The organism is Streptomyces fradiae ATCC 10745 = DSM 40063 (genome assembly GCF_008704425.1).
In the GTDB taxonomy this organism is placed as follows: domain Bacteria; phylum Actinomycetota; class Actinomycetes; order Streptomycetales; family Streptomycetaceae; genus Streptomyces; species Streptomyces fradiae.
Genome location: NZ_CP023696.1, coordinates 3,384,315 through 3,407,411 on the forward strand (window position 1 = coordinate 3,384,315; position 23,097 = coordinate 3,407,411).

Annotated in this window: 20 protein-coding genes and 1 pseudogene; 10 read left to right on the forward strand and 11 right to left on the reverse strand. The window is 70.3% G+C overall.

The genetic code is table 11. The annotated features are described in order from the left end of the window. Positions 1-66: 66 nt before the first annotated feature. Complete coding sequence (locus CP974_RS14985; protein WP_031128028.1) at positions 67-1,404, reverse strand: MATE family efflux transporter; 1,338 nt, start codon at positions 1,402-1,404, stop codon at positions 67-69. A 443-nt stretch (positions 1,405-1,847) separates the two neighbouring features. Between CP974_RS14985 and dnaB the strand changes: the two genes are divergently transcribed. Beyond that, positions 1,848-3,329, forward strand: coding sequence for a replicative DNA helicase (gene dnaB / locus CP974_RS14990; RefSeq protein ID WP_037936197.1), 1,482 nt, complete (start codon positions 1,848-1,850; stop codon positions 3,327-3,329). Positions 3,330-3,500: 171 nt separating this feature from the next. Here dnaB and CP974_RS14995 read toward each other — a convergent pair whose 3' ends face one another. Continuing rightward, positions 3,501-4,067, reverse strand: coding sequence for a GOLPH3/VPS74 family protein (locus CP974_RS14995; protein WP_078915267.1), 567 nt, complete (start codon positions 4,065-4,067; stop codon positions 3,501-3,503). On the opposite strand from CP974_RS14995, the gene CP974_RS15000 reads away from it, so the two are divergent. Next, positions 4,066-5,436, forward strand: a complete 1,371-nt coding sequence (locus CP974_RS15000) for a serine hydrolase domain-containing protein (RefSeq protein WP_031128024.1) — start codon at positions 4,066-4,068, stop codon at positions 5,434-5,436. The two genes, CP974_RS14995 and CP974_RS15000, sit on opposite strands and share 2 nt — an antisense overlap. A 19-nt stretch (positions 5,437-5,455) precedes the next feature. Here CP974_RS15000 and CP974_RS15005 read toward each other — a convergent pair whose 3' ends face one another. The 5 genes from CP974_RS15005 to CP974_RS15025 form a co-directional block, all read right to left on the reverse strand. Continuing rightward, positions 5,456-5,908: a GNAT family N-acetyltransferase gene (locus tag CP974_RS15005; RefSeq protein ID WP_031128023.1), complete on the reverse strand. Its 453-nt coding sequence runs from the start codon at positions 5,906-5,908 to the stop codon at positions 5,456-5,458. A gap of 160 nt (positions 5,909-6,068) precedes the next feature. Then, positions 6,069-6,548 carry an NUDIX domain-containing protein gene (locus CP974_RS15010; protein WP_031128022.1) on the reverse strand — a complete coding sequence of 160 codons (480 nt, stop codon included), beginning with the start codon at positions 6,546-6,548 and terminating at the stop codon, positions 6,069-6,071. A 61-nt stretch (positions 6,549-6,609) separates the two neighbouring features. Beyond that, positions 6,610-7,503, reverse strand: a complete 894-nt coding sequence (locus CP974_RS15015; RefSeq protein ID WP_031128021.1) for a LysR family transcriptional regulator — start codon at positions 7,501-7,503, stop codon at positions 6,610-6,612. A gap of 215 nt (positions 7,504-7,718) precedes the next feature. After that, the gene (locus CP974_RS15020; RefSeq protein ID WP_031128020.1) at positions 7,719-8,861 is read right to left on the reverse strand and encodes a cystathionine gamma-lyase; all 1,143 of its coding nucleotides are present in this window, start codon (positions 8,859-8,861) and stop codon (positions 7,719-7,721) included. After that, positions 8,861-9,241 (reverse strand): phage holin family protein, encoded by a 381-nt coding sequence (locus CP974_RS15025; RefSeq protein WP_031128019.1) that lies wholly within the window; start codon positions 9,239-9,241, stop codon positions 8,861-8,863. The genes CP974_RS15020 and CP974_RS15025 overlap by 1 nt, the downstream gene beginning before the upstream one ends. Positions 9,242-9,291: 50 nt before the next feature. On the opposite strand from CP974_RS15025, the gene CP974_RS15030 reads away from it, so the two are divergent. The 4 genes and pseudogenes from CP974_RS15030 (at position 9,292) to CP974_RS15045 (ending at position 11,322) form a co-directional block, all read left to right on the forward strand. Then, a complete protein-coding gene (locus tag CP974_RS15030) occupies positions 9,292-9,609 on the forward strand; it encodes a cupin domain-containing protein (RefSeq protein ID WP_031128018.1) in 318 nt (105 codons plus the stop codon). Positions 9,610-9,735: 126 nt separating this feature from the next. After that, positions 9,736-9,957, forward strand: a complete 222-nt coding sequence (locus CP974_RS15035; protein WP_031128017.1) for a DUF5326 family protein — start codon at positions 9,736-9,738, stop codon at positions 9,955-9,957. Positions 9,958-10,206: 249 nt separating this feature from the next. Next, positions 10,207-10,569, forward strand: a pseudogene (locus CP974_RS15040) (helix-turn-helix domain-containing protein); the annotation flags it as partial. A gap of 318 nt (positions 10,570-10,887) precedes the next feature. Continuing rightward, positions 10,888-11,322, forward strand: a complete 435-nt coding sequence (locus tag CP974_RS15045) for an SsgA family sporulation/cell division regulator (RefSeq protein WP_031128015.1) — start codon at positions 10,888-10,890, stop codon at positions 11,320-11,322. Positions 11,323-11,450: 128 nt separating this feature from the next. On the opposite strand, the gene CP974_RS15050 is transcribed toward CP974_RS15045, so the two are convergent. Beyond that, positions 11,451-12,830 (reverse strand): YibE/F family protein, encoded by a 1,380-nt coding sequence (locus CP974_RS15050; protein WP_078915266.1) that lies wholly within the window; start codon positions 12,828-12,830, stop codon positions 11,451-11,453. A gap of 221 nt (positions 12,831-13,051) precedes the next feature. Here CP974_RS15050 and thiC point away from each other — a divergent pair, with 221 nt between their 5' ends. Continuing rightward, positions 13,052-14,827 carry a phosphomethylpyrimidine synthase ThiC gene (gene thiC, locus CP974_RS15055; protein ID WP_031128013.1) on the forward strand — a complete coding sequence of 592 codons (1,776 nt, stop codon included), beginning with the start codon at positions 13,052-13,054 and terminating at the stop codon, positions 14,825-14,827. A 165-nt stretch (positions 14,828-14,992) separates the two neighbouring features. On the opposite strand, the gene CP974_RS15060 is transcribed toward thiC, so the two are convergent. The 3 genes from CP974_RS15060 to CP974_RS15070 all read right to left on the reverse strand — a co-directional run bounded on the left by CP974_RS15060 (position 14,993) and on the right by CP974_RS15070 (position 18,542). Continuing rightward, a complete protein-coding gene (locus CP974_RS15060) occupies positions 14,993-15,760 on the reverse strand; it encodes a hypothetical protein (protein WP_085921233.1) in 768 nt (255 codons plus the stop codon). A 125-nt stretch (positions 15,761-15,885) separates the two neighbouring features. After that, positions 15,886-17,160, reverse strand: a complete 1,275-nt coding sequence (locus CP974_RS15065) for a metallophosphoesterase (RefSeq protein WP_031128011.1) — start codon at positions 17,158-17,160, stop codon at positions 15,886-15,888. A 275-nt stretch (positions 17,161-17,435) separates the two neighbouring features. Beyond that, positions 17,436-18,542 (reverse strand): LacI family DNA-binding transcriptional regulator, encoded by a 1,107-nt coding sequence (locus CP974_RS15070; RefSeq protein WP_150485812.1) that lies wholly within the window; start codon positions 18,540-18,542, stop codon positions 17,436-17,438. 393 nt (positions 18,543-18,935) lie between these two features. Between CP974_RS15070 and hisC the strand changes: the two genes are divergently transcribed. From hisC to cydB, 3 genes are all read left to right on the forward strand, one after another. Continuing rightward, positions 18,936-20,021: a histidinol-phosphate transaminase gene (hisC, locus tag CP974_RS15075; protein ID WP_031128009.1), complete on the forward strand. Its 1,086-nt coding sequence runs from the start codon at positions 18,936-18,938 to the stop codon at positions 20,019-20,021. Between the two features lie 530 nt (positions 20,022-20,551). Beyond that, positions 20,552-22,057: a cytochrome ubiquinol oxidase subunit I gene (locus CP974_RS15080; RefSeq protein ID WP_031128008.1), complete on the forward strand. Its 1,506-nt coding sequence runs from the start codon at positions 20,552-20,554 to the stop codon at positions 22,055-22,057. 16 nt (positions 22,058-22,073) lie between these two features. Then, positions 22,074-23,075 carry a cytochrome d ubiquinol oxidase subunit II gene (cydB, locus tag CP974_RS15085; RefSeq protein WP_031128007.1) on the forward strand — a complete coding sequence of 334 codons (1,002 nt, stop codon included), beginning with the start codon at positions 22,074-22,076 and terminating at the stop codon, positions 23,073-23,075. Positions 23,076-23,097 lie beyond the last annotated feature (22 nt).

Here is a 23,097-nt window from a genome sequence, read left to right on the forward strand (position 1 = left end):
GGGTGCGCAGCGGCCTCCCCCCCCCCGGTGGTGTTTCACGTGAAACACCAGGCGACCCGTGCCGGGTCAGCGGGTGGCGCCGATGACGAGCCAGCGACCAGAGCGCATACGCAGCCAGAGCGTCGCCATCCGTGTGGTCATCATGAGGAGCATGGCCCACCAGAGCGCGGTGAGTCCGCCACCGAAGGCGGGAACCAGCAGGGCGACCGGAGCGAAGACCGCCAGGGTGACCACCATGGCCCCGGCGAGGTAGGGCCCGTCTCCCGCGCCCATCAGTACGCCGTCGAGGACGAAGACCACCCCGGCGACCGGCTGGGAGAGCGCGACGACCAGCAAGGCGGGCAGCAGGGTGTCCATCACGGCGTCGTCACTGGTGAAGAGCGGGATGAAGAGCGGGCGGGCGATGACGACCAGGGCTCCGAGAACGATCCCCGAGGCGATGCCCCACTGCACCATCCGGCGGCAGACCGCGCGTGCCCCCTCCGTGTCGCCCGCGCCGAGGTAGCGGCCGATGATGGCCTGCCCCGCGATGGCGATCGCGTCGAGCGCGAAAGCCATCAGGCTCCAGAGCGACAGGATGATCTGGTGCGCGGCCACTGAGGTGTCACCGAGCCGTGCGGCGATGGCCGTCGCGATCATCAGTACGGCACGGAGGGAGAGCGTACGGATGAGGAGCGGGGTCCCGGCCCGGGCGCTGGCCCGGATCCCCGCGCTGTCGGGGCGGAGCGAGGCGCCGTGGCGCCGGGCCCCCCGGACGACCACGGTCAGGTAGGCGAGGGCCATGCCGCACTGGGCGATCACGGTCCCCCAGGCGGAGCCGGCGATCCCCAGCCCGACGCCGTAGACGAGTACGACGTTGAGGGCGGCGTTGGCGGTGAACCCGGCCACCGCCACGTACAGGGGGGTCCTGGTGTTCTGGAGGCCCCGCAGGACTCCGGTGGCGGCGAGCACGACGAGCATCGCCGGGATGCCCAGGCTGGAGATCCGCAGATAGGTGACGGCGTGCGGGGCGGCGGTGCCGGAGGCTCCGAACGCTTCCACGACCCAGGGGGCGGAGGGGAGGGCGACGGCGATGACCGCCGTGCCGAGGAGGAGCGCGAGCCAGACGCCGTCCATGCCCTGGCGGATGGCGGCCGGGAGGTCGCCGGCGCCGACCCTCCGGGCGACGGCCGCCGTCGTGGCGTAGGCGAGGAAGACGAAGACGCTGACGGCGGTGGACAGCAGCGCCGCGGCGACGCCGAGTCCTGCCAGCTGAGCGGTACCCAGATGGCCGATGACCGCACTGTCGACGAGCACGAAGAGGGGCTCGGCGACGAGCGCCCCGAAGGCGGGGACGGCCAGTGCGAGGATCTCGCGGTCGTGTGAACGGCGGGTGGTGTCGGGCGTCGGCGAAGCCTGGGTCATGACGCTCAATGTAATCGTCCACAGGTAAGAGATGCAATGAGTCTGTGGTCCTTACTGTGAAGCCCTGTGGCGGCGGCTCCCTGGGCTGTTTGCGCGGAACCCGGAGCGGGCGGCGAACTTTTTCTCCCCCACAGCCCGTGGACGGAGAAACTGCAGCTCAGGGCAGGTGCATGGGGCGGGCTATGAGTTTGTCCACACAGCTGTCCCCCGGTCCGTGCACAGGATCAGGGCGGTTGTCCACAGCATCGTGGCGTTCACCCACAGGCCCTGTGGATAACCAGATTGGCTGACGGTGCCGCGGGGCCTAACGTTGTCCGGCACCCGACGTGCCGCGAGGCGGAGTGGGTGCCTCTTACTTGTCAGCGCCGTGACGTAGAAAGAGTGACACGGCAAGGTCCGCGGTGCGGACGGGAGGAGGTGGGCCGGTGACCATTCCGGAGCCATTGGACGACCCCTGGACCGACAGCGGCCCGAGCGACCGACTGCCCGTCTCGCGGCGCGGCGCCGAAGCACCCGTGGGTGGTCGCGCCCGCGGCCGGGGCCGCGACGACCAGCACGAGCGCGGTGCCGAGAGCGGCCCCTGGGACAGCGGTGCCGGTGGCTTCGAACGGGTCCCGCCGCAGGACCTCGACGCCGAGCAGTCCGTCCTCGGCGGCATGCTCCTCTCCAAGGACGCCATCGCGGACGTCGTGGAGATCATCAAAGGCCACGACTTCTACCGTCCGGCCCACGAGACGATCTACCAGGCGATCCTCGACCTGTACGCCAAGGGCGAGCCGGCCGACCCCATCACCGTGGGCGCGGAACTCACCAAGCGCGGCGAGATCCACCGGGTGGGCGGTGCGTCGTACCTCCACACACTGGTGCAGTCCGTGCCGACCGCGGCCAACGCCTCGTACTACGCGGAGATCGTCCACGAGCGTGCGGTGCTGCGCCGGCTCGTGGAGGCCGGCACCAAGATCACGCAGATGGGATACGCGGCGGACGGGGACGTCGACGAGATCGTCAACCAGGCCCAGGCCGAGATCTACGCCGTCACGGAGCAGCGCACCAGCGAGGACTACCTGCCCCTCGGCGACATCATGGAGGGCGCCCTCGACGAGATCGAGGCGATCGGTTCCCGCAGCGGCGAGATGACGGGTGTACCGACCGGGTTCACCGACTTCGACGCGCTGACCAATGGCCTCCACCCCGGTCAGATGATCGTCATCGCGGCCCGTCCCGCCATGGGCAAGTCCACCCTGGCACTGGACTTCGCCCGCGCCTGCTCGATCAAGCACAACCTGCCAAGCGTGATCTTCTCCCTCGAGATGGGCCGCAACGAGATCGCGATGCGCCTGCTCTCCGCCGAGGCACGGGTGGCGCTGCACCACATGCGCTCCGGCACGATGACCGACGAGGACTGGACGAGACTGGCTCGGCGCATGCCCGACGTCTCGCAGGCCCCGCTCTACATCGACGACTCTCCGAACCTGTCGATGATGGAGATCCGCGCGAAGTGCCGTCGGCTGAAGCAGCGCAACAACCTCAAGCTCGTGGTCATCGACTACCTCCAGCTCATGCAGTCCGGCGGCTCCCGTCGCGCCGAGAGCCGCCAGCAGGAGGTCTCGGACATGTCCCGTAACCTCAAGCTTCTCGCCAAGGAGCTGGAGGTCCCGGTCATCGCGCTGTCGCAGCTCAACCGAGGTCCCGAGCAGCGCACGGACAAGAAGCCCATGGTCTCCGACCTGCGAGAGTCCGGCTCCATCGAGCAGGACGCCGACATGGTGATCCTGCTGCACCGGGAGGACGCCTACGAGAAGGAGTCCCCGCGCGCCGGCGAAGCCGACCTGATCGTGGCCAAGCACCGAAACGGCCCCACAGCGACCATCACCGTCGCCTTCCAGGGCCACTACTCCCGCTTCGTCGACATGGCCCAGACCTGATCGGCCGTCACGTGCTGGACCTACGGGGTCGGACCCCGGCGCACAACGGCTGAGCCCTCGGCCCGGAGGCTTCGAGCCTGCGGAAGCGGCGGCTTCGTTCGATCGCCTTCCTACGAGGTCGCCGGGGCCGGACAGGGAGAAGGGCATGCCCACCCGACTCGGAACGTGGCGTCAGGTGCAGGACGCGATGGTGGCCGCCGTCACGGCGGCCATCGTCGCCTGCATCTCGCGGATGGCCCGGCGAACGCCGTCGGCCGCCCACTGCCCCTCCGCGATGGCGGCCATCCTGGGTTCGATCTCCCTGCGGGGCACGCCGGGGAAGGCGGTGCCGTGCAGTCTGGCGCCGTGCAACAACGCGATCAGCGATGACGTGCGGTCGTCGGGGCGGGTGCCGTGCAGGACGACCCGCTCCAGCCGGTCGCGCAGCTCACGCTCCACGGTGCCGTCGGCCTCCGGGTAGCGGCGCACCGGGAAGAGCCCGAGTGCGCGGTGCCGTTCCTCGATGACCAGACCGCGCTCGCACAGGCTGACCACCGTGGCGCGGACGGAGGTCGTCTGGTCCTTCGCCAGCCATTCGGTGACCTTCGCGGAGCGGCGCCCACGGGCCCACGCACCGAGGCGGTGGAGCCTTTCGTCCAGGAGGCCCTCATGAGTCGGCGAGGTGTCGGCCACGGTCATCCGGGAGGACGCCCCCCCGCAGGCCATGAGGTTCCGCCCTGTGCGGTACACCTGGCCCATGACCTCATCCTCCGTACCGCTCCTGCCCTCCACGGAGCGCGCGTTGCTGCACCGGATCGCCGTGGCCCAGTCCGAGGGCCGGACGCCCTCCCTCGTCGGGGCGGTGGCCCGGAGCGGCCAGCTCGTCTGGACCGCTTCGCGAGGCGATGTCGCCTCACCGGCCGACACCCAGTACCGGGTGGGTTCGATCACGAAGACCTTCACCGCCGTCCTGGTGATGCGGCTGAGGGATGAGGGGCTGCTCGATCTGGACGCCCCGTTGGAGAGGTACCTGCCCGGCACCGGGGTGGGCGACGTGACCGCGGCCCAACTGCTGTCTCACAGCGGCGGCCTCGCGGCCGAGACGCCGAGTCCCTGGTGGGAGCGGACACCCGGCGAGACGCGCCCCGACCTCGCCTCCGTACTCGGCGAGCGGCCGCTCGCGCACCCGCCGGGACGCCGCCACCACTACTCCAACACCGGCTACACCCTGCTCGGCTCGCTGGTCTCCGCGCTGCGCGGAACCTCCTGGGAGGAGTCACTGCACGCGGAGATCCTCGAACCTCTGGGCATGGCCCGGACCACATCGCTCCCCGTGGCGCCGTACGCGACGGGCTGGGCGGTGCACCCCTGGGCTGACGTGCTGCTGCCGGAGCCGGCCGAGGACCTGGGCCTGATGGCGCCCGCGGGTCAGTTGTGGTCGACGGCCACCGACCTCTGCCGCTTCGCCACCTTCCTCGCGGAGGGGGACGAACGGGTGCTGTCCCGTGAGTCGGTGCGGGAGATGCGGACGCCCGCGGCGCCACCCCTCGCGGGGGATGGGGACGGCGGCTACGGGCTCGGCGTGCAGCTGGCCCGGCGGGAGGGCCGGACGCTCGTCGGCCACTCCGGTTCCCTGCCCGGCTTCGTCGCCGGCCTGTGGACCAGCGTGGACGATGATGTCGCCGCAGTGGTCCTGGCCAACGCCACCTCCGGGCCGCAGCCGGGTGCGCTCGCCGCGGACCTCGTACGGATCGTCGCCGAGGCGGAGCCTCGCCTTCCCGAACCCTGGCGGCCCCTGCCCCAGGTGGATCCGGATCTGCTGGCCCTCACCGGACCGTGGTACTGGGGCACCTACGCGTATGGGCTGAAGGTACGCGCGGACGGGGAAGTGGAGCTGCAGCCGCTCCGCGGTGCCGGGCGTGGCTCACGGTTCCGGCCGCGTCCGGACGGTACCTGGACCGGTCTCGACGGCTACTACGACGGCGAGGTGCTGCGTGTGGTGCGCCGCCGGGACGGGTCGGTGAGCCACCTCGACCTCGGCTCGTTCGTCTTCACACGCGAGCCGTACGAGCCAGGTGATGCCGTCCCGGGCGGGGTCGACGAGGGAGGATGGCGGGGTATGCCCTGAGGTTTCACGTGAAACAGGCTCATAGCGCCAGCTTGAACCCGAGGTGCGAGGCGGTGAAGCCCAGGCGCTCGTAGAAGCGGTGGGCATCCGTACGGCTCACGTCCGAGGTGAGCTGGACGAGCGCGCAGTTCTGGCGGCGCGACTCCTCGATGGCCCACTCGACAAGGACCGTCCCCAGCCCGGTCCCCCGGGCGTCGGCGTGCACCCGTACCGCCTCGATGAGCGAGCGGGTGGCGCCCCTTCGGGATAGGCCCGGTATGACGGTGAGATGGAGCGTGCCGACGACCTTGCCCTCGCGGACCGCGACCACCAGATGCTGGTGGGGGTCGGCAACCACTCGCTCGAAGGCGGAGAGGTAGGGGGCGAGGTCGTCGGGCGACTCCCGCTGGGCGCCGAGCGGGTCGTCGGCGAGCAGGGCCACGATGGCGGGTACATCGCTGGTCGTCGCACGCCTGATCGCAAGATCACTCATGAGGTGGACCCTACCCGCCTGATCGGGGCCGGTAAGGCGAGCGGAACCGGCGGCGGTTTCACGTGAAACACGTCTCGGCGGCGAGGCCGGCTGGTCGGTTGCCGGCGTCCTCGGCCGCGTGTGCGCCCACTCCGTCTCGGTGACGTAAGCGAGGCCCCGTTCAGCCCAGGTCGGGGGCGTGCATCGCGCGTACGCCCTCGATGTTGCCGTCCAGGTAGTGGCGCAGCGACAGGGGGACGAGGTGCACGGCGGCGATGCCGACGCGGCTGAACGGCACGCGGACGATCTCGTACTCGCCGATCGGCTCCTCCACCTCGGGGCCGTGCCGCCGGCTCGGGTCCATGGACTCCAGGCGGCAGACGAAGAAGTGCTGCACCTTCACGCCGGAGACGCCGCCGTCCTCGATGTGCTCGACGGTGTCGACGAAGCAGGGCACCACATCCTCGATCTTCGCCCCGAGTTCTTCGTGAACCTCCCGGTGCAGGGCGTCCACCACGGTCGCGTCGCTCGGCTCGACGCCGCCGCCGGGCGTGACCCAGTAGGGGTCCATCCCCGCCTTGGTGCGCTTGATCAGGATCAGGTCGTCGCCGTCGAGGAGGATGGCCCGTGCCGTGCGCTTGACCACTGGACGTTCGGTCATGGCATGAAAATGGCCCGTCGCGTTCCGCTTGAAACGCCCGGCGGATGACGATCGCCGACCGTCACCAGCCGACCGCCGCGCGCAACAGGGCTTCGTGGGCCCGCGCGACATGGGTCAGGGCGAGCGCTCCTGCGCGCACGACGAGGAAGTAGGTCCGCAGGGGCGGCACGGGCGGGTCCAGAAGCTCGACGAGGCGGCCCGACGCCAGGGCTTCCTCGCAGAGGTAGCGGGGGAGGACGGCGAGGCCCGCACCCGAGGCGGCGCACTCCAGGACGGCGCGCAGGTCCGGGACCACGACCGTCGCGGAGGCGGCGGGCTTGGACTCGAGTACGGACGACCAGTACCGGGTCACGAACGGCAGCGACTCGTGGACGTCCACTACCGGCAGCCGGTCCAGGCCTGAGCATGACGTGCCCAGCCGGTCCGACGCGGCGCGGGAGGCCCAGTGGGGGGCCGCCACCAGCACATGCTCCTCGTCGCACAGCGGGGTAGCCGCCAGCAGCCCGCCCCGCGGCCGCGCCGTGGACAGGACCAGGTCGTGGCGTCCGGCGGCCAACCCGTCGAGGGTCTCCTCTGGCCCGGTGAACAGGGAGGTCCGCAGTGCGAGGCCGTCGGCCACGAGCGGCGACAGCGCGGGTAACGCCCGGAGCGACAGGATCTCCGGGGGCCCGGCGAGATGGAGGGTGCGGCCCGCGATCCGCCCGTTCAGCCCGGTTTCGGTGATCTCGGCCAGCGCGTCCAGATGCGGGGCGGCCCGGTGGGCGAGCTCGTCGCCGACCGTGGTGGGCGTGACGCCCCGGGCCTGCCGCAGGAACAGCGGCCGGCCGAGCTGGCGCTCCAGCGTACGGATCTGGCTGGTCACCGCAGGCTGGGAGAGGCCGAGGAGGGCCGCGGCGCGAGTGAACGAGCCGGCGCGGTGCACCGTGACGAAGGTCCGCAGCAGGCCCAGATCCATGCCCCTCCTCTTCCAGGACGGCCCCTCCTCTCCCGGGGGCCGTACAACTATAAATATGTCGATAGGTTGCTGTCGCTAGCGTGATTGGACACTGACGTACAGTCAACTAGCCTGGTTCAGAACGGGCTAAGGCATACAAGCGGGACGGTCCGAGCCACGAGGGGGGAGGCTCGGACCGTCCGTTCTCCACGGACGGGCCCGTCGGCTGCCGATCGTCAGTGCCGCTCGCCGGCCGCGTCCAGGGCGCGCAGCACGTCCGCGACGAGGTCGTCCGGGTCCTCCGCGCCCACCGAGAAGCGGATGAAGCCCGGCGGTACGGCATCGCCGCCCCACCGGCCGCGCCGCTCGGCCGTGGACCTCACACCGCCGAAGCTCGTCGCGTCGTCCACCAGGCGCAGAGCGTCGAGGAACCGCTCCGCGTGCTCCCGGCCGTCGAGGATGAACGACACGACCGACCCGAAGCGGCGCATCTGCCCGGAGGCGGTCTCGTGCGACGGGTCGTCCGGGAGCCCGGGGTATCGCAGCCCCGTGACGTCGTCGCGCACGGACAGCGCCCGCGCGAGGGCCAGCGCGTTGCCACACTGCCGGTCGATCCGCAGCTGGAGCGTCGCGAGCGACCGGTGAGCGAGCCATGCCTCCATGGGGCCGGGGATGGCGCCGACGATCTTCCGCCAGTGTCGTACACCGGCGGCCAGCCCCGGGTCGCGGCAGGCGACATGGCCGAGGAGGATGTCGCCGTGTCCGGTCATGCCCTTGGTGTCGCTGGCCACCGAGAAGTCGGCGCCGAGCGCGAGAGGCCGCTGCCCGAGCGGTGTGGCGAGCGTGTTGTCGACGGCGACCAGGGCGCCGGCCCCGCGGGCCGCCGCGACCATCCGCCTGATGTCGCACACGTCGAGGCCGGGGTTGGACGGAGTCTCCAGCCACAGCAGCCTGGCGCCGTCCAGGACCGCCAGCTGGGCATCGCCGCCGGTAGGCGCGGTCCGCACCTCGATCCCGTACGCCTCCAGCTGGGCCCGTACGAGTGGGAGCGCCTGGTAGCCGTCCGCCGGGAGCACCACGGCGTCGCCCGCCTTGAGCTGCGAGAACAGCACCGCGGAGATCGCGGCCATACCGGAGGCGAAGACCACGGTCTCCACCGCGTCGTCCCCTGGCGCCTCCAGCTCGCCGACCGCCCGCTCCAGGAGCGTCCATGTCGGATTCTCGTCGCGTCCGTACGTGTACGGGCCGGTGGGCTCTCCGGGCAGGTGGAAGTGCGCGGCGAAGACCGGGCCGGGCAGTGTCGGCTCGTACTTCCGGGGCTCGGGCAGGCCGGCGCGTACGGCGCGGGTGCCGTCGCCCCAGTCGGGGAGCGCCTCCATCAGTCGCGCCCGTCGGGGAGCACGACGTTCAGGGCCCACGAGACGACCGAGATGATCAGGCCGCCCAGCACGGCGGTCCAGAAGCCCTCGACGTGGAAGCCCAGGTCGAGCGTGTCGGCGAGCCACGAGGTGAGGAGCAGCATCAGGGCGTTCACGATCAGCGTGAACAGGCCCAGTGTGAGAATGAACAGCGGCAGTGTGAGGACCTGTACGAGCGGCTTGACGAGGATGTTGACCACGCCGAAGACCAGGGCGACGAGGACGAGCGTCAGTGCCTTGTCGCCGGTGCTGTCGCCGGTGAGCGTGATGTCCCCCAGCAGCCAGATGGCCACTGCCAGCGCTCCCGCGTTCGCGAGCGTCTTGACTACGAAATTCATCATGTGTCTGATCGTTGCAGACATGATCGGACCGAGGCAGGGGGCAAGAGGGCATGAAGGCATTCCGGCTGGACGAACTCGAGGCGGAGCGCGTCGCCAACGACGGCGCTTACCTGCAGTTCCTGCGGGAGCGCACCATGTCCGTGGGGCTCTACGCGCTCGACGCGGGACAGCTCGATCCGCAGAAGCCGCACAAGGAGGACGAGGTCTACTTCGTCGTCAGCGGCCGCGGCTCGATCACGGTCGGATCGGAGACCACCCAGGTGGGGCGCGGCAGCGTCGTGTACGTGCCGGCGGGGGTGCCGCACCGGTTCCACCACATCACCGAGGACCTGCGGGTCATGGTCGTGTTCTCCCCTCCGGAGAGCTGACCCCGCCGGCCTTCCCTAGGGGACGGGTCAGGGAAGGACAAGGGATGCGGAGCCCCCGTCCGCGGCCTCCACGCCCCTAGCATCGGTAGCGTTCACCGTTGCGACGCAGAGAGAAGAGGCAGGGCGATGGCGGTAAAGGAGCTCCTCACCGGGATGCCGTGGTGGGTGAAGTGGGTGGCGATACCCGTGATCGCCGTCGTCGTTTTCGGCGGCCTCATCGCGTCCGCCGTCTTCTTCGTGGTCAAACTGCTGTTCAAGGTCCTCGTATTCGTCGTACTCGTGGCCGGACTCGTGTACGTCGTACGGAAGTTCAAGGGGTCGGGGGGCTCCGGAGACGGCCGGTGGTGAGGCCGGCGGGCCATTAGGCCGGCCGAGGGAAAGCCTGTGAGGAATCCACCCCCGAACGGACTCTGCCATTAGAGTGGCAGAGCTTCCGCGGCCCTTGCATTCAGGGGCTGACTGAACGCCTTACCTGCGGTTTGTACGACTGTTGCGACTGTATGCCGCGTGATTCCGTGTGATCCGAGACGCGCGGAGGTGTACGGCGGTGGCAGTGACATCGCTCGTGGGCACATGCCCTGGGGGTGACCTTCGGTCATGGCTTCGACTACCACCGCCCCGACCCTGATCGGCTCCGTGCAGCGGGCACTCAGACTGCTGGAGGCCGTGGGCGCCCATGCGGACGGGGCTCCCGCCAAGCAGCTCGCGCGGGAGACCGGGCTGCCGCTCGCGACCGCCTACCACCTGCTGCGCACGCTGACCCATGAGGGATACCTGGTCCGCGACAAAGGGCTGTTCACGCTGGGGGAGGCAGCTCGGCGACTGGCCGCGGCAGGGTCGCTGCAGAATCGTCGCAGCAAGATCGAGGATTCCCTGGCGCGCTGGCGGGACGTGATCGGGGCCCCTGTCTGCTTCGCCGTCTACCGGGACGGTGAGATCGAGCTGGTCGCCGTCTCCGACCACCTTGCCACGACCGCCGCTCCCCCTCCCGGTGACCGGGCCGAGCACCGGCAAGTCGAGAGCACCATGGCCATTTCCCTACCCCTGATGCGGGACGCGGGCGCCGCTCCGGAACTGGAGCGTCTGCGCGGCGAAATGAGGGAGCTCCTCCGGTTACTCGCCGTCTCTATCAGTATCTGAAATTTCACTCCTTGTGATCTGCTAGCGCGTGCAGGACTATTGCGTCAAGAGGGCCAGGAGGGATCAATCCTGGCCAGTTTTGTCGTGGCTACTGCTTTCAGAACTGCATCGAGACATACATCAACAGCGGGGTACATGATGCGCGAGTCGGTTCAGGCCGAGGTCCTGATGAGCTTCATCGTCTCGGAGGAGCTCTCCTTCAGGATCCCGGTCGAGCTCGGGTACGAGACTAGGGACCCCTTCGCGGTCCGGATGACGTTCCATCTGCCCGGCGACGCTCCGGTGACCTGGACCTTCGGGCGGGAACTGCTCGTCGACGGGATCAACAGCGCCACCGGGGACGGCGATGTGCGGATCGAGCCGACCGAGGCCGAGGAGTTGTCCGACGTGCACATCCGGCTGCGGGTCGGCTCCGACCAGGCGCTGTTCCGCGCCAGTGCGCCCCCTCTCGTCGCCTTCCTCGACCGTACGGACAAGCTGATCCCGCTGGGCCAGGAGTGCTCGCTCGGTGACTTCGACGAGGGGTTGGAGCAGGTGCTCGGCCGCATCCTCGCTGACGAGAACGCCGGCTGAGGCGTAGCGGTGATGCCCTGGGACGTGCGCGGGCCCGGCCCGGCTCCCCCAAGGGAACCGGGCCCGTCCGTCCGAGCCGGGGCAGTCGTCCAGCGGCCGCAGACGCTCCCGTGGCGCCCTGACCTTCCCTACCGCTTGCGCCTTCGACCCCGCCCCGTACGCGCGGGAGCCGAGTCGCTCTTGACGCCGGCGGCGCCCGCGCCGCCGGACGGCCGGTCCGCCGAGACCACCAGCGCCGCCAGCCCCGTGGTCACCGGCACCGACGCCACCAGACCGATCGAGCCGACCAGCGTACGGACGATCTCCTGCGCGACCAGTTCGCTGTTGGCCACCGTTCCCACGCTGCTCTGCGCGATCGAGAAGAGCAGCAGCAGCGGCAGCGCGGCACCCGCGTACGCGAGCACCAGGGTGTTCACGACCGAGGCGATGTGGTCCCGGCCGATGCGGATCCCCGCCCGGTACAGCGCCCGCGGCCCCATCTTCGGGTCGGCCTGGTGCAGCTCCCAGACCGCCGAGGTCTGTGTGACCGTCACATCGTCGAGCACGCCGAGCGATCCGATGATGACCCCGGCGAGAAGCAGGCCGGACATGTCGATGTTCGGGTACAGCCCGTGGATCAGGCCCGTGTAGTCGTCCGTGTTGCCGCTCAGCCGGGCCCAGCCGATGAAGAGCGAGCCGAGCAGGCCGATGAGGAGCAGCGAGATCAGGGTGCCCAGCACCGCCACGGAGGTGCGCGCACTCAGCCCGTGGCTCAGGTAGAGCGCGACGAGCATGATGGCGCTGGAGCCGACCACCGCCACGATCAGCGGGTTCGACCCCTGGAGGATCGCCGGCAGGATGAAGAAGGTCAGGAAGACGAAGCTGGTCGCGAGCGCGATCAGCGCCATCACGCCGCGCATGCGGCCGACCGCGACCACCGCCAAGGCGAAGATCACCGCCAGCAGGAGCAGGGGGAACTTCCGGTCGACGTCCGTCACCGAGTACTGGAGGTCCTCCGGGGCGTCCGGCGCGTACGCCACGACGACTCCCTGCCCCTCCTCCAGCTGGCGGGGCGCGTCGGGCTGGACGATCTCGGTGAACCGCCGGCCCTGGTGCTCACCGCTCGTCACCTCGATGGTCGCGCGCTCGCAGTCGCCCTGCTGGGCGTTGACGGCCTCCCTGCCCTGCGGGGTCGTCGTGTCGCCGGTCGGCGGGACCTGAGCGGCGTTCACGTCCTTGCAGTCGACCCGCTCGACCTTGACGACTCTGCCCGACTCCGTCTGCCGGTCGAATCCGACACCGGTGCGTTCATGTGCCGGCGCGCCACCCGGCCACAGTACGGCCAGGCCGACGACGACCGCCGTGGCGAAGGGGATCAGCACTGCGGCGATGACCTTGCGCAGATGCTGGGAGACGGGCGCGGCCGGTCCGTGGGCATGTGCGTGGACGTGCGCGAGGGCTTCGGGGGTCGGATGGTGCTCGGAGCCGTGGTCCGACCCGTTGTCCGGATGCTGATGCGAGGAAGTCACCGACCGATCATCGCAAGAGCGAGAGAGGCCCCCTGTTCAGCGTGGCCGGAATGACGCTAGCGTGGTCACACCTTTGCACACGCGGGAGCTCGGAGCACCGGGCTGAGAGGGCGCTGACCTCCGTCCTTGCGATGTTTCACGTGAAACACTCGCCGACGGAAGCCGCTGCGTCGACCGCCGAACCTGTTACCGGGTAATGCCGGCGTAGGGAGTAGGTCAGGATGACCGTTCAGGACGCACGCACGCCTGCCTCCAGCAACGAGGAGAGCGGGAAGTCCATCGGCTGGCACAAGGGATACGTCGAGGGCTCGCGCCCCGACATCCGGGTGCCGGTCCGCAAGGTGCACCTCACCAACGGCACGGACGTCACTCTGTACGACACGTCCGGCCCGTACACCGATCCACAGGTCGAGACCGACGTACGCCGTGGGCTTCCGGCGCTCCGGGAGAACTGGATCGTCGCGCGCGGCGACACCGAGGAGTACGCGGGCCGCCCCGTCAGGCCGGAGGACGACGGCATCAAGCACACGGCTCCCCGCGGGGGGCTGCGCAATCTCGACGCCGTCTTCCCCGGTCGTCCGCGCCAGCCGCGACGCGGCCGCGACGGACAGGCGGTCACGCAGCTCGCGTATGCCCGCAGGGGCGAGATCACACCGGAGATGGAGTTCGTCGCGGTCCGCGAGAACGTGTCGCCGGAGGTCGTACGCGAGGAGATCGCGGCGGGGCGGGCCGTGCTGCCCGCCAACGTCAACCACCCGGAGACTGAGCCGATGATCATCGGCAAGCGGTTCCTGGTGAAGGTCAACGCGAACATCGGCAACTCCGCTGTCACCTCCTCCATCGAGGAGGAGGTGGAGAAGATGACCTGGGCGACCCGCTGGGGCGCCGACACGGTCATGGACCTCTCCACGGGCCGCAACATCCACACGACGCGTGAGTGGGTGCTGCGCAACTCCCCCGTGCCGATCGGGACCGTGCCGCTCTACCAGGCGCTGGAGAAGGTCGACGGCAAGGCCGAGGAGCTGACCTGGGAGATCTACAAGGACACCGTCATCGAGCAGGCCGAGCAGGGCGTCGACTACATGACCGTCCACGCCGGTGTGCTGCTGCGGTACGTGCCGCTGACGGCCCGGCGCAAGACGGGCATCGTCTCGCGCGGTGGGTCGATCATGGCCGCATGGTGCCTGGCGCACCACAAGGAGTCGTTCCTCTACGAGAACTTCGAGGAGCTCTGCGAGATCCTCGCCGCCTACGACGTGACGTTCTCGCTCGGTGACGGCCTGCGGCCCGGCTCGATCGCCGACGCCAACGACGAGGCGCAGTTCGCGGAGCTGCGCACGCTCGGCGAGCTCAACAGGATCGCCAAGGCGCACCACGTCCAGACGATGATCGAGGGCCCGGGGCACGTCCCGATGCACAAGATCAAGGAGAACATCGACCTCCAGCAGGAGATCTGCGAGGAGGCGCCGTTCTACACGCTCGGTCCGCTCACCACCGATGTGGCCCCGGCGTACGACCACATCACGTCCGGCATCGGCGCGGCGATGATCGCGTGGTGGGGTACCGCGATGCTCTGCTACGTCACGCCCAAGGAGCACCTGGGGCTGCCGAACCGCGACGACGTGAAGACCGGCGTCATCACGTACAAGATCGCGGCTCACGCGGCGGACCTCGCCAAGGGGCACCCCGGCGCGCAGGAGTGGGACGACGCGCTGTCCGACGCCCGGTTCGAGTTCCGGTGGGAGGACCAGTTCAACCTGGCCCTCGACCCGGACACGGCGCGGGAGTTCCACGACGAGACGCTGCCCGCCGAGCCGGCGAAGACCGCGCACTTCTGCTCCATGTGCGGTCCCAAGTTCTGCTCGATGAAGATCTCGCAGGACATCCGGCGGGAGCACGGGGGCGATCTGGAGCAGGAGATCGAGGCCGGGATGGCGGAGAAGTCGAAGGAGTTCGCCGCGAGCGGCAACCGCGTCTACCTGCCCCTCGCGGACTGACCCGACGGGCTCCGCGGCCCGCCGCTCGGGCCGTCGTGTGCCGGTTCGCTGCCCGCCGGCCCACGGCGCGTCGACCGCTGCCGCCCGGTCGCGCCCGGGCGGCAGCGGGCCGGGCGCCAGCCGACTGGGCGGCGGTGTGCCGACGGCGGGCCGGGCGGGCGGTGCTCATTGCGTGCTCGGCCCCCGCCACGTCAGGTCGGGGCCGGCGGCGGAGGCCGCGGAGTCCCGGCCTCGTGCCGGGGGAAGGGCGCGCGGAGGTCCGGAGACGGGGGCGCGGGATGCGGCGCGGGGGCCGGCCGGTTCGGTGAGGGCCTCGCGGAGGAAGGGCACGATGCCGCACTCCAGCAGGGCGCGGTGCCATGCCTCGCGGGCCCGCGCCCACTCCTCCGGAGGGCCGGTGCCCGGTTCCCGCGAGGCCGTCGCGGCGGGGCGGTTGCGCGCCGCGGTGACCAGCAGGCCCGCGGCGGCGACCAGGAGACCGGCGGCCGCGACCGCGGCGAAGACCCAGCCGGCCGTGACCAGCGGCCCGGCCACCTCCGGCGGCGGGTCGAGCATCTTGAGCGTGTGTCCCAAGAGCAGAAGGACCAGTGCCGCAGGGCCGGCCAGGATCGGTGTGAGGACGGTGACGACGACGGCGAACCCGGCTCCCGGTGCGGCTTCCTCGCCGGGACGGGCGAGGACGGAGGCCATCACGGATACGCCCGAGGTGCTCCGGTGGGCGTACCGGACCCGCACGAAGTGCTCGTACTCGGCGGCAGCGGCCGTGTTGATCAGCTCCGCGGCGCTCAGGGCGGCGGCGCGGAGCTGAGCGGCGTCGAGCCGCCGGCCGCCGGTGGCCGGGTCCGGGCGGCCGACGGCGGTGCGCAGTGCTTCGTCGAGGAGGCGCTCGAAGTCGGCGCGGTCCTCGGGCAGCAGGTGTGGAGCCCTGTTCATGTGCGTCCCCCGATATCCCTGGGGCGTGGAGCCCGCGGAGAAACGGCAGTTTGGGAACGCCGATGGTAGAGCGGGGAAGCGGACCAGTCCCGTGGGTTTCGGGAATTCGCGTGTTCCGGTCGCGCTCAGTGAGGTAGCGGAAGCTGCTGCACGAGGAGCTTGCCGGCCATGGTGACGCCGCCGTCCATGGCGATGGCCAGGCCGTCCGCGTAGACGTGCGGCCCCTCGACGACGGGCCCGGTCTCGTCGTCCGCGTCCTCGGTGCCGACCTCGCCGAGCAGGTACGGGATGGGGCTGTGGCCGTGCACGATGCGCTCGCCGCCGTAGGCGTCCAGCAGTTCCCGCACGGCGTGGGCGCCGCCTTCGTCACGGAACGCGAACCGCTTGGTGAACTTGCGGAACAGGTCCCAGCACTCGTCGGCGTCGTTGCGGGTGAGGATCTCGTGGACGGTGTCGTTCACGTCCTCGATCGTGCCGCCGTACTCGAGGTACGCCGTCGTGTCGGAGTGCAGGAGCAGGTGGCCGTCCTCCTCGACGATCGCGTCGAGGCGGGACATCCACTGGAGGTGCACGTCCTGGAGACGGTCCATGTCGCTCTTCTGACCGCCGTTGAGCAGCCAGGCGGCCTGGAACGTCGCCGTGCCGGCGCCGGAGTTCACCGGCGTGTCGCCGAACCGCTTCGCGCCGAGCAGCAGCAGCTCATGGTTGCCCATCAGGGCCTTGCAGTAGCCGCCCGCGGCCGCGGCCTCGGCGGAGAGCCGCATGACGAGGTCGATGACGCCGATGCCGTCCGGGCCGCGGTCGGTGAAGTCGCCGAGGAACCACAGGCGGGTGTTGCCGGCGGCCCAGTGGCCGTCACCGTCGACGAGTCCCTGCTCGTGCAGGGCGGCGAGCAGTTCGTCGAGGTAGCCGTGGACGTCGCCCACGACGTAGAGCGGGCCGGGGCCCTGACCGGCGTGCGGGGACGGGGCGGGTGCCGGGGCGGGCGGCGGTGCCACGCTGACCTGGAGGGTGTCACCCCGGTTGATCACCGGCAGGTCGCGCTCGGTGGGCGTGTACCCGTCGGGATACTCGTCGTCCGGGACAACGTCGCCGGGATGCGGCGGCGGGGCGGTCTGCGCCGGGGGGTGCGGGACCTGGTGCTGCGCGGGGTGCGGCGGCTGAAGGTGCTGATGGGCCGACGGCTGTTGCGCCTGAGCGGGGACGCGGTGCTCGGGCGCCTGCGGGTCGGACTGCGGATGCGCGGGCGGCGGAGCCGGGTGCGCCGCCGGCTGGTGGGGCTGCTCGGGCCGCGGATGTTCGGTATGACCCTGTACGGGCACCTGGGCGTACGGAGGCACGCGGAAGTCGCGCAACGTCGCCGTCCGCACCACGGGTCCCTGACCGGCCCCCTGAGTCATCGACCCCTCCACCACCGTCGCGACGCCCTCACAGCGCGGACCGGCCTGGTCGGAGCGGCCCGCACTGTCGTGCGCCCATCATAGGAATGAGGCATGTGCTGTGTGACGCACCAGGGGTGGTGAATCGGCGAGCACGCCCGGTTCGCCTGATGTTTCGCCCTTTTTGGGAAGGTCTGGAAGGGGGAGGGCGGGTCCCCCGTCAGGATGCTGCCGGGGGACCCGCCGCTCCGTGGCGCGTTTCTATCCCATTCTGTCCAGGACTGGCCGTAGGTGTCCTAATCCTGGCGTGGCTGGCGCGGAGGGCTCACGGTCCTGCGCGGCGGCCTGCGCTGCGACGACGTCCTGACGATCAGCTCTGTCGGTATCACCTGCTGGACCGGCCGCTCCTGTTCGACGCCCTCGATCGCGTCGATGAGCAACTGGACGACGGCGGTGCCGATCCGGCGCGGTTTGAGTGACAGCGTGGTGATCGGCGGCTCCGTCGTCGCGTACACGGTGGACTCGCTGCAGCAGACGAGCAGCAGGTCCTCGGGGACGCGCAGCCCGTACCGGCGCGCCGCGGCCAGCAGGTCGGTGCCGTTCGGGTCGAACAGCCCGTACACCGCGTCCGGGCGGTCGGGGCGGGCCATCAGCCGGTCGGCGGCGAGGGCGCCCGCGCACGGGTCGTGCGCCGGGTACGCCTCGTACACCGGGTCCTGGCCGACGCGCTCGCACCAGCTGAGGTAGGCGGTGGTGGAGAGGCGGGTGTACGTGTCGGTGCTGGTGCCGGTGAGCAGGCCGATGCGGCGGGCGCCGGCTTCGGCGAGGTGGTCGAGGACGGCCGCCTCGTGGTCGTTGTCGACCCAGGCGGTCACCGGGAGCGATCCGGCGGGGCGGCCGTCGGAGACGACGGGCAGACCCTGGCGGACCAGCTCGGCGACGACGGGGTCGTGGTCGGAGGGGTCGATGACCACCGTGCCGTCGAGGGCCACGTTCGACCAGATGTCGGCGGGGCTGCGGCGGGAGGTGGCGGGCAGGATGACGAGGGCGTAGCCGCGGGCGAGCGCGGCGGAGGTGGCCGCCCTGGCCATCTCGGCGAAGTAGGCGAACTCGGTGAAGGTGAAAGGTTCATCCCCGTAGGTCGTCACGGTCAGGCCGATGAGGCCCGACTTGCCGGTACGGAGCGTGCGGGCCGCCGCGGAGGGCCGGTAGCCCAGCCGGTCGGCGACCTCGCGGACGTGGCGGCGGGTGGCGTCCGGGAGCCTGCCCTTGCCGTTGAGCGCGTCGGAGACAGTCGTGATGGAGACCCCGGCCGCGGCGGCCACATCCCGGATGCCTGCGCGCCCCTGCCGGCTCCCCCGGGTCTGTGCCCGGCTCACCTGGTGCTTCCCTGCTGCTGTCATGGCGAGCCGATAGTAGGGGGACGGCAACGGAGCGCGATGGGCGCGTGGCCTCGCGTTGACAGGCACGTTTCTGCATGGTCCAAAGCCCTCGGCGGCGATGAAACGCAAGGGCATCGGGTGGTTCTTCGGTGGGCGGCAGGCTGTCCACGCGCATAGTCCAGGCCGTCGGGCGGCGGGACGGGACGTCTCCAACTCACCCCCACGGGGGACGCGCGCCAGGGCGCGGGCCACCCGCGTGCGCCAGGGTCGCGCGCGCCCCACCGTGCCGGGCGGCGGGCCCGGACGCCCATCGGCTCTCCCGCCGCGCATTGGCGTCATTCGGCCATTCGCAGGAGCGGGGAATCCTCATAAGGTGTGCAGTATCCGTGGGACATACGGTCGAGGAGGACCACAGTGAGCGAGACAAGCCCCAAGCTGCGCGCCGTGCTGGACAACATCCCCACCTACAAGCCGGGGAAGCCGGCCACCGCCGCCGAAGGCCGCGTTGCGTACAAGCTGTCCTCCAACGAGAACCCGTACCCGCCGCTTCCGGGCGTGATGGAGAAGGCGCTGGCCGCCGCGGCCAACCTCAACCGCTACCCGGACCTGGCCTGCACGGAGCTGGTGAACGAGCTGGCCGACCGCTTCGGCGTGCCGGTGACGCACGTGGCGACCGGCACGGGTTCGGTGGGGATCGCCCAGTCGCTGGTGCAGTCCACGGCCGGGCCGGGCGACGAGGTGATGTTCGCCTGGCGTTCCTTCGAGGCGTACCCGATCGTCACGCAGATCGCGGGTGCCACGCCGGTGATGGTGCCCCTCACCGAGGACGGCACCCACGACCTGGACGCCATGGCGGAGGCGATCACCGAGCGCACGCGCCTGATCTTCGTCTGCAACCCCAACAACCCCACCGGCACCGTGGTGCACCGGGCCGAGCTGGAGCGCTTCCTCGACCGGGTGCCGTCGGACGTCCTGATCGTCCTGGACGAGGCGTACATCGAGTTCATCCGGGACAGTGAGGTGCCCGACGGCATCGAGCTCTACCGCGACCGGCCGAACGTCGCCGTGCTGCGGACCTTCTCCAAGGCGTACGGCCTCGCGGGCATGCGGGTGGGCTTCGCCATCGCCCACGAGCCGGTGGCCGCCGCGCTGCGCAAGACGGCCGTGCCGTTCGGCGTCACCCAGGTCGCGCAGGACGCGGCGGTGGCCTCCCTGCGTTCCGAGGACGAGCTGCTGGGCCGTGTCGGCTCGCTGGTGAGCGAGCGCGCGCGGGTGGTCGAGGCGCTGGCCGCCCAGGGCTGGGAGCTGCCGGTGACGCAGGCGAACTTCGTGTGGCTGCCGCTCGGCGAGCTGTCGGGCGCCTTCACCGCGGCGTGCGAGGAGGCGGGCGTCGTCGTGCGGCCGTTCGCTCCCGACGGGGTCCGGGTCACGATCGGCGAGGTCGAGGCGAACGACATCTTCCTGCGTACCGCCGAGGCGTTCCGCAAGGAGAGGTTCTGACGGCCGGCCGTCGTCCTTGCGGACCGTGAACCCGCCCGCCCGCTGACAGGCCGAAACCTGACTCCGGGCGCCTGAACGCGAGTCCCGCCGCCGAGGGCCGAGGCCCGGTGCGGCGCGGTGCCGGGCGCCGGGTGCGGGCGGCGCCGGTGCCGTCCGCGGTCCGGTGTGACGAAGTAGACGTCCTCGCCCCGCCGGGGTGGTGGAGCCGTCCTGCAAGGCCCCCATGAGCGTCCCGCTCGTGGGGGCCTTGTCGTTCAGGTGGCCCTTTCACCGTTCTGACCTGCGGTTTTGTGGGTGTGAGGGGTCGGGTTCGAGCAAAGCCCCGTAGTGCGGGGCCGTGGTCGGGCGCCTGGGGAAGAGGGGACCCCGCGGAAGGGTGCGTTTTCGGCCTGAGTCATAATGTTTGTGATTGTGAACGCATTCACAAGCGCGCCCTGGTTCCTCCCGAGATCAGCCGGAATCGGTGGGCGAAGGACAGGCCGTCGGGCCGAGAGGCCGCGGGGCTGCTAGGCCGTAAGGAGAAGATCGTCGTGGACCTGGCTCTGGCGCCAGAGACGCTGGCGCGGTGGCAGTTCGGTATCACCACCGTCTACCACTTCCTCTTCGTCCCTCTGACCATCTCACTCGCCGCGCTCACGGCCGGTCTGCAGACCGCCTGGGTGCGCACCGACAAGGAGAAGTACCTCCGGGCCACCAAGTTCTGGGGCAAGCTCTTCCTGATCAACATCGCGATGGGTGTCGTCACCGGCATCGTGCAGGAGTTCCAGTTCGGCATGAACTGGTCGGACTACTCGCGGTTCGTCGGCGACGTCTTCGGCGCCCCTCTCGCCTTCGAGGCGCTGATCGCGTTCTTCTTCGAGTCGACCTTCATCGGCCTGTGGATCTTCGGCTGGGACAAGCTGCCGAAGCGCATCCACCTCGCGTGCATATGGATGGTGTCGATCGGCACCGTCCTCTCCGCCTACTTCATCCTGGCCGCCAACTCCTGGATGCAGCATCCGGTCGGCTACGCCATAGACAAGGAGTCCGGGCGCGCCGAGCTGACGGACTTCTGGGCCGTCCTCAGCCAGAACACGGCCCTCACCCAGTTCTTCCACACCATGACGGCCGCCTTCCTGACCGGTGGCGCGTTCATGGTCGGCATCGCCGCCTTCCACCTGGCGCGGCGCAAGCACATCCCCGTGATGAAGACCTCGCTCAGGCTCGGTCTCGTCACCGTGGTGGCCGCCGGCATGCTGACCGCCGTCAGCGGCGACCTGCTCGGCAAGGTCATGTTCAAGCAGCAGCCCATGAAGATGGCCGCTGCGGAGGCGCTGTGGGACGGCGAGGCCCCCGCCCCGTTCTCCGTCTTCGCCTACGGTGACGTCGACGAGGGCCACAACAAGGTGGCCATCGAGATACCCGGCCTGCTGTCGTTCCTCGCGAACGACGACTTCTCCTCGTACGTGCCCGGCATCAACGACACCAACAAGGCCGAGCAGGAGAAGTACGGACCCGGCGACTACCGGCCCAACATCCCCGTCGCCTACTGGTCGTTCCGCTGGATGATCGGGTTCGGCATGGCCTCCTTCGCGCTCGGGCTGCTCGGCTTGTGGCTGACACGCAAGAGGTTCCTCCTGCCGCGCTCCCTGCGCGTCGGCGACGACGAGGTGCCGCACCTGGTCCTCTTCACGAAGCCGCTCAGCCACCGGCTGACCAGGCTGTACTGGCTCGTCGCCCTCTGGACGCTGGCGTTCCCGCTGATCGCCAACTCCTGGGGCTGGATCTTCACCGAGACCGGCCGTCAGCCGTGGGCCGTGTACGGCGTGTTCCGCACCAGCGACGCGGTCTCCCCCGGCGTCTCCCAGGCCGAGGTCCTCACCTCCATGATCGCCTTCACCCTGCTCTACGCGGTGCTCGCCGTGATCGAGTTCAAGCTGCTGGTGAAGTACGTGAAGGCGGGCCCGCCGGAGCTCACCGAAGCCGATCTCAACCCGCCCACCAGGATCGGCGGCCACGACCGCGACGCCGACCGCCCCATGGCCTTCTCGTACTGAGGAAGGGGAGCGAGGCATGGAACTCCACACCGTCTGGTTCATACTCATCGCGGTCCTGTGGACCGGCTACTTCTTCCTGGAGGGCTTCGACTTCGGCGTCGGCGTCCTCACCAAGCTGCTCGCCCGCGACCGGGTCGAGAAGCGCGTCCTCATCAACACCATCGGGCCCGTCTGGGACGGCAACGAGGTGTGGCTGCTCACAGCGGGCGGTGCCACCTTCGCCGCCTTCCCCGACTGGTACGCCACCCTCTTCTCCGGCTTCTACCTGCCACTCCTGGTCATCCTGCTCTGCCTGATCGTGCGCGGTGTCGCCTTCGAGTACCGGGCCAAGCGGCCCGAGCACCGCTGGCAGCACAACTGGGAGCAGGCCATCTTCTGGACCTCGCTCATCCCCGCCGCCCTGTGGGGCGTGGCCTTCGGCAACATCGTGCGGGGCGTCGAGATCGACGCGTCGAAGGAGTACGTCGGCGGCCTCTTCGACCTGCTCAACCCGTACGCGCTGCTCGGCGGGGCGCTCACCCTGACCCTCTTCACCTTCCACGGGGCGGTGTTCACCGCGCTGAAGACGGTGGGGGACATCCGGGCCCGTGCCAGGAAGCTGGCGTGGAACCTGGGGCTGCTCACCGCCGTCGTGGCGCTGGTCTTCCTCACCTGGACGCAGACGACGCGCGGTGACGGTACGAGCATGGTCGCCATGGGCATCGCCGTGGCGGCGCTCGTCGGCGCGATCGGCGCCATCAAGGCGGGACGCGAGGGCTGGTCCTTCGCGCTGTCCGGCGTCACCATCGCGGCGGCGGTCGCCATGCTGTTCCTGACGCTCTTCCCGAACGTCATGCCGTCCTCGCTCGACCCGGCCTGGAGCCTGACCGTGACCAACGCGTCGTCCAGCCCGTACACCCTGAAGATCATGACCTGGTGCGCGGCCGTCGCCACCCCGCTCGTCCTCCTCTACCAGGGCTGGACCTACTGGGTGTTCCGCAAGCGCATCGGCACCCAGCACATCGCCGACGCCCACTAGGCGCCACTGGCAGGGGATGTTT

Bases quoted from the DNA above. Each gene is read 5' to 3' on its own strand.
- CP974_RS14985 (WP_031128028.1), bottom strand. From the start codon at position 1,404: ATGACCCAGGCTTCGCCGACGCCCGACACCACCCGCCGTTCACACGAC.
- CP974_RS15000 (WP_031128024.1), top strand. From the start codon at position 4,066: ATGACCTCATCCTCCGTACCGCTCCTGCCCTCCACGGAGCGCGCGTTG.
- CP974_RS14995 (WP_078915267.1), bottom strand. From the start codon at position 4,067: ATGGGCCAGGTGTACCGCACAGGGCGGAACCTCATGGCCTGCGGGGGG.
- CP974_RS15005 (WP_031128023.1), bottom strand. From the start codon at position 5,908: ATGAGTGATCTTGCGATCAGGCGTGCGACGACCAGCGATGTACCCGCC.
- CP974_RS15010 (WP_031128022.1), bottom strand. From the start codon at position 6,548: ATGACCGAACGTCCAGTGGTCAAGCGCACGGCACGGGCCATCCTCCTC.
- CP974_RS15015 (WP_031128021.1), bottom strand. From the start codon at position 7,503: ATGGATCTGGGCCTGCTGCGGACCTTCGTCACGGTGCACCGCGCCGGC.
- CP974_RS15020 (WP_031128020.1), bottom strand. From the start codon at position 8,861: ATGGAGGCGCTCCCCGACTGGGGCGACGGCACCCGCGCCGTACGCGCC.
- CP974_RS15025 (WP_031128019.1), bottom strand. From the start codon at position 9,241: ATGATGAATTTCGTAGTCAAGACGCTCGCGAACGCGGGAGCGCTGGCA.
- CP974_RS15030 (WP_031128018.1), top strand. From the start codon at position 9,292: ATGAAGGCATTCCGGCTGGACGAACTCGAGGCGGAGCGCGTCGCCAAC.
- CP974_RS15035 (WP_031128017.1), top strand. From the start codon at position 9,736: ATGGCGGTAAAGGAGCTCCTCACCGGGATGCCGTGGTGGGTGAAGTGG.
- CP974_RS15045 (WP_031128015.1), top strand. From the start codon at position 10,888: ATGCGCGAGTCGGTTCAGGCCGAGGTCCTGATGAGCTTCATCGTCTCG.
- thiC (WP_031128013.1), top strand. From the start codon at position 13,052: ATGACCGTTCAGGACGCACGCACGCCTGCCTCCAGCAACGAGGAGAGC.
- CP974_RS15060 (WP_085921233.1), bottom strand. From the start codon at position 15,760: ATGAACAGGGCTCCACACCTGCTGCCCGAGGACCGCGCCGACTTCGAG.
- CP974_RS15065 (WP_031128011.1), bottom strand. From the start codon at position 17,160: ATGACTCAGGGGGCCGGTCAGGGACCCGTGGTGCGGACGGCGACGTTG.
- CP974_RS15070 (WP_150485812.1), bottom strand. From the start codon at position 18,542: ATGACAGCAGCAGGGAAGCACCAGGTGAGCCGGGCACAGACCCGGGGG.
- cydB (WP_031128007.1), top strand. From the start codon at position 22,074: ATGGAACTCCACACCGTCTGGTTCATACTCATCGCGGTCCTGTGGACC.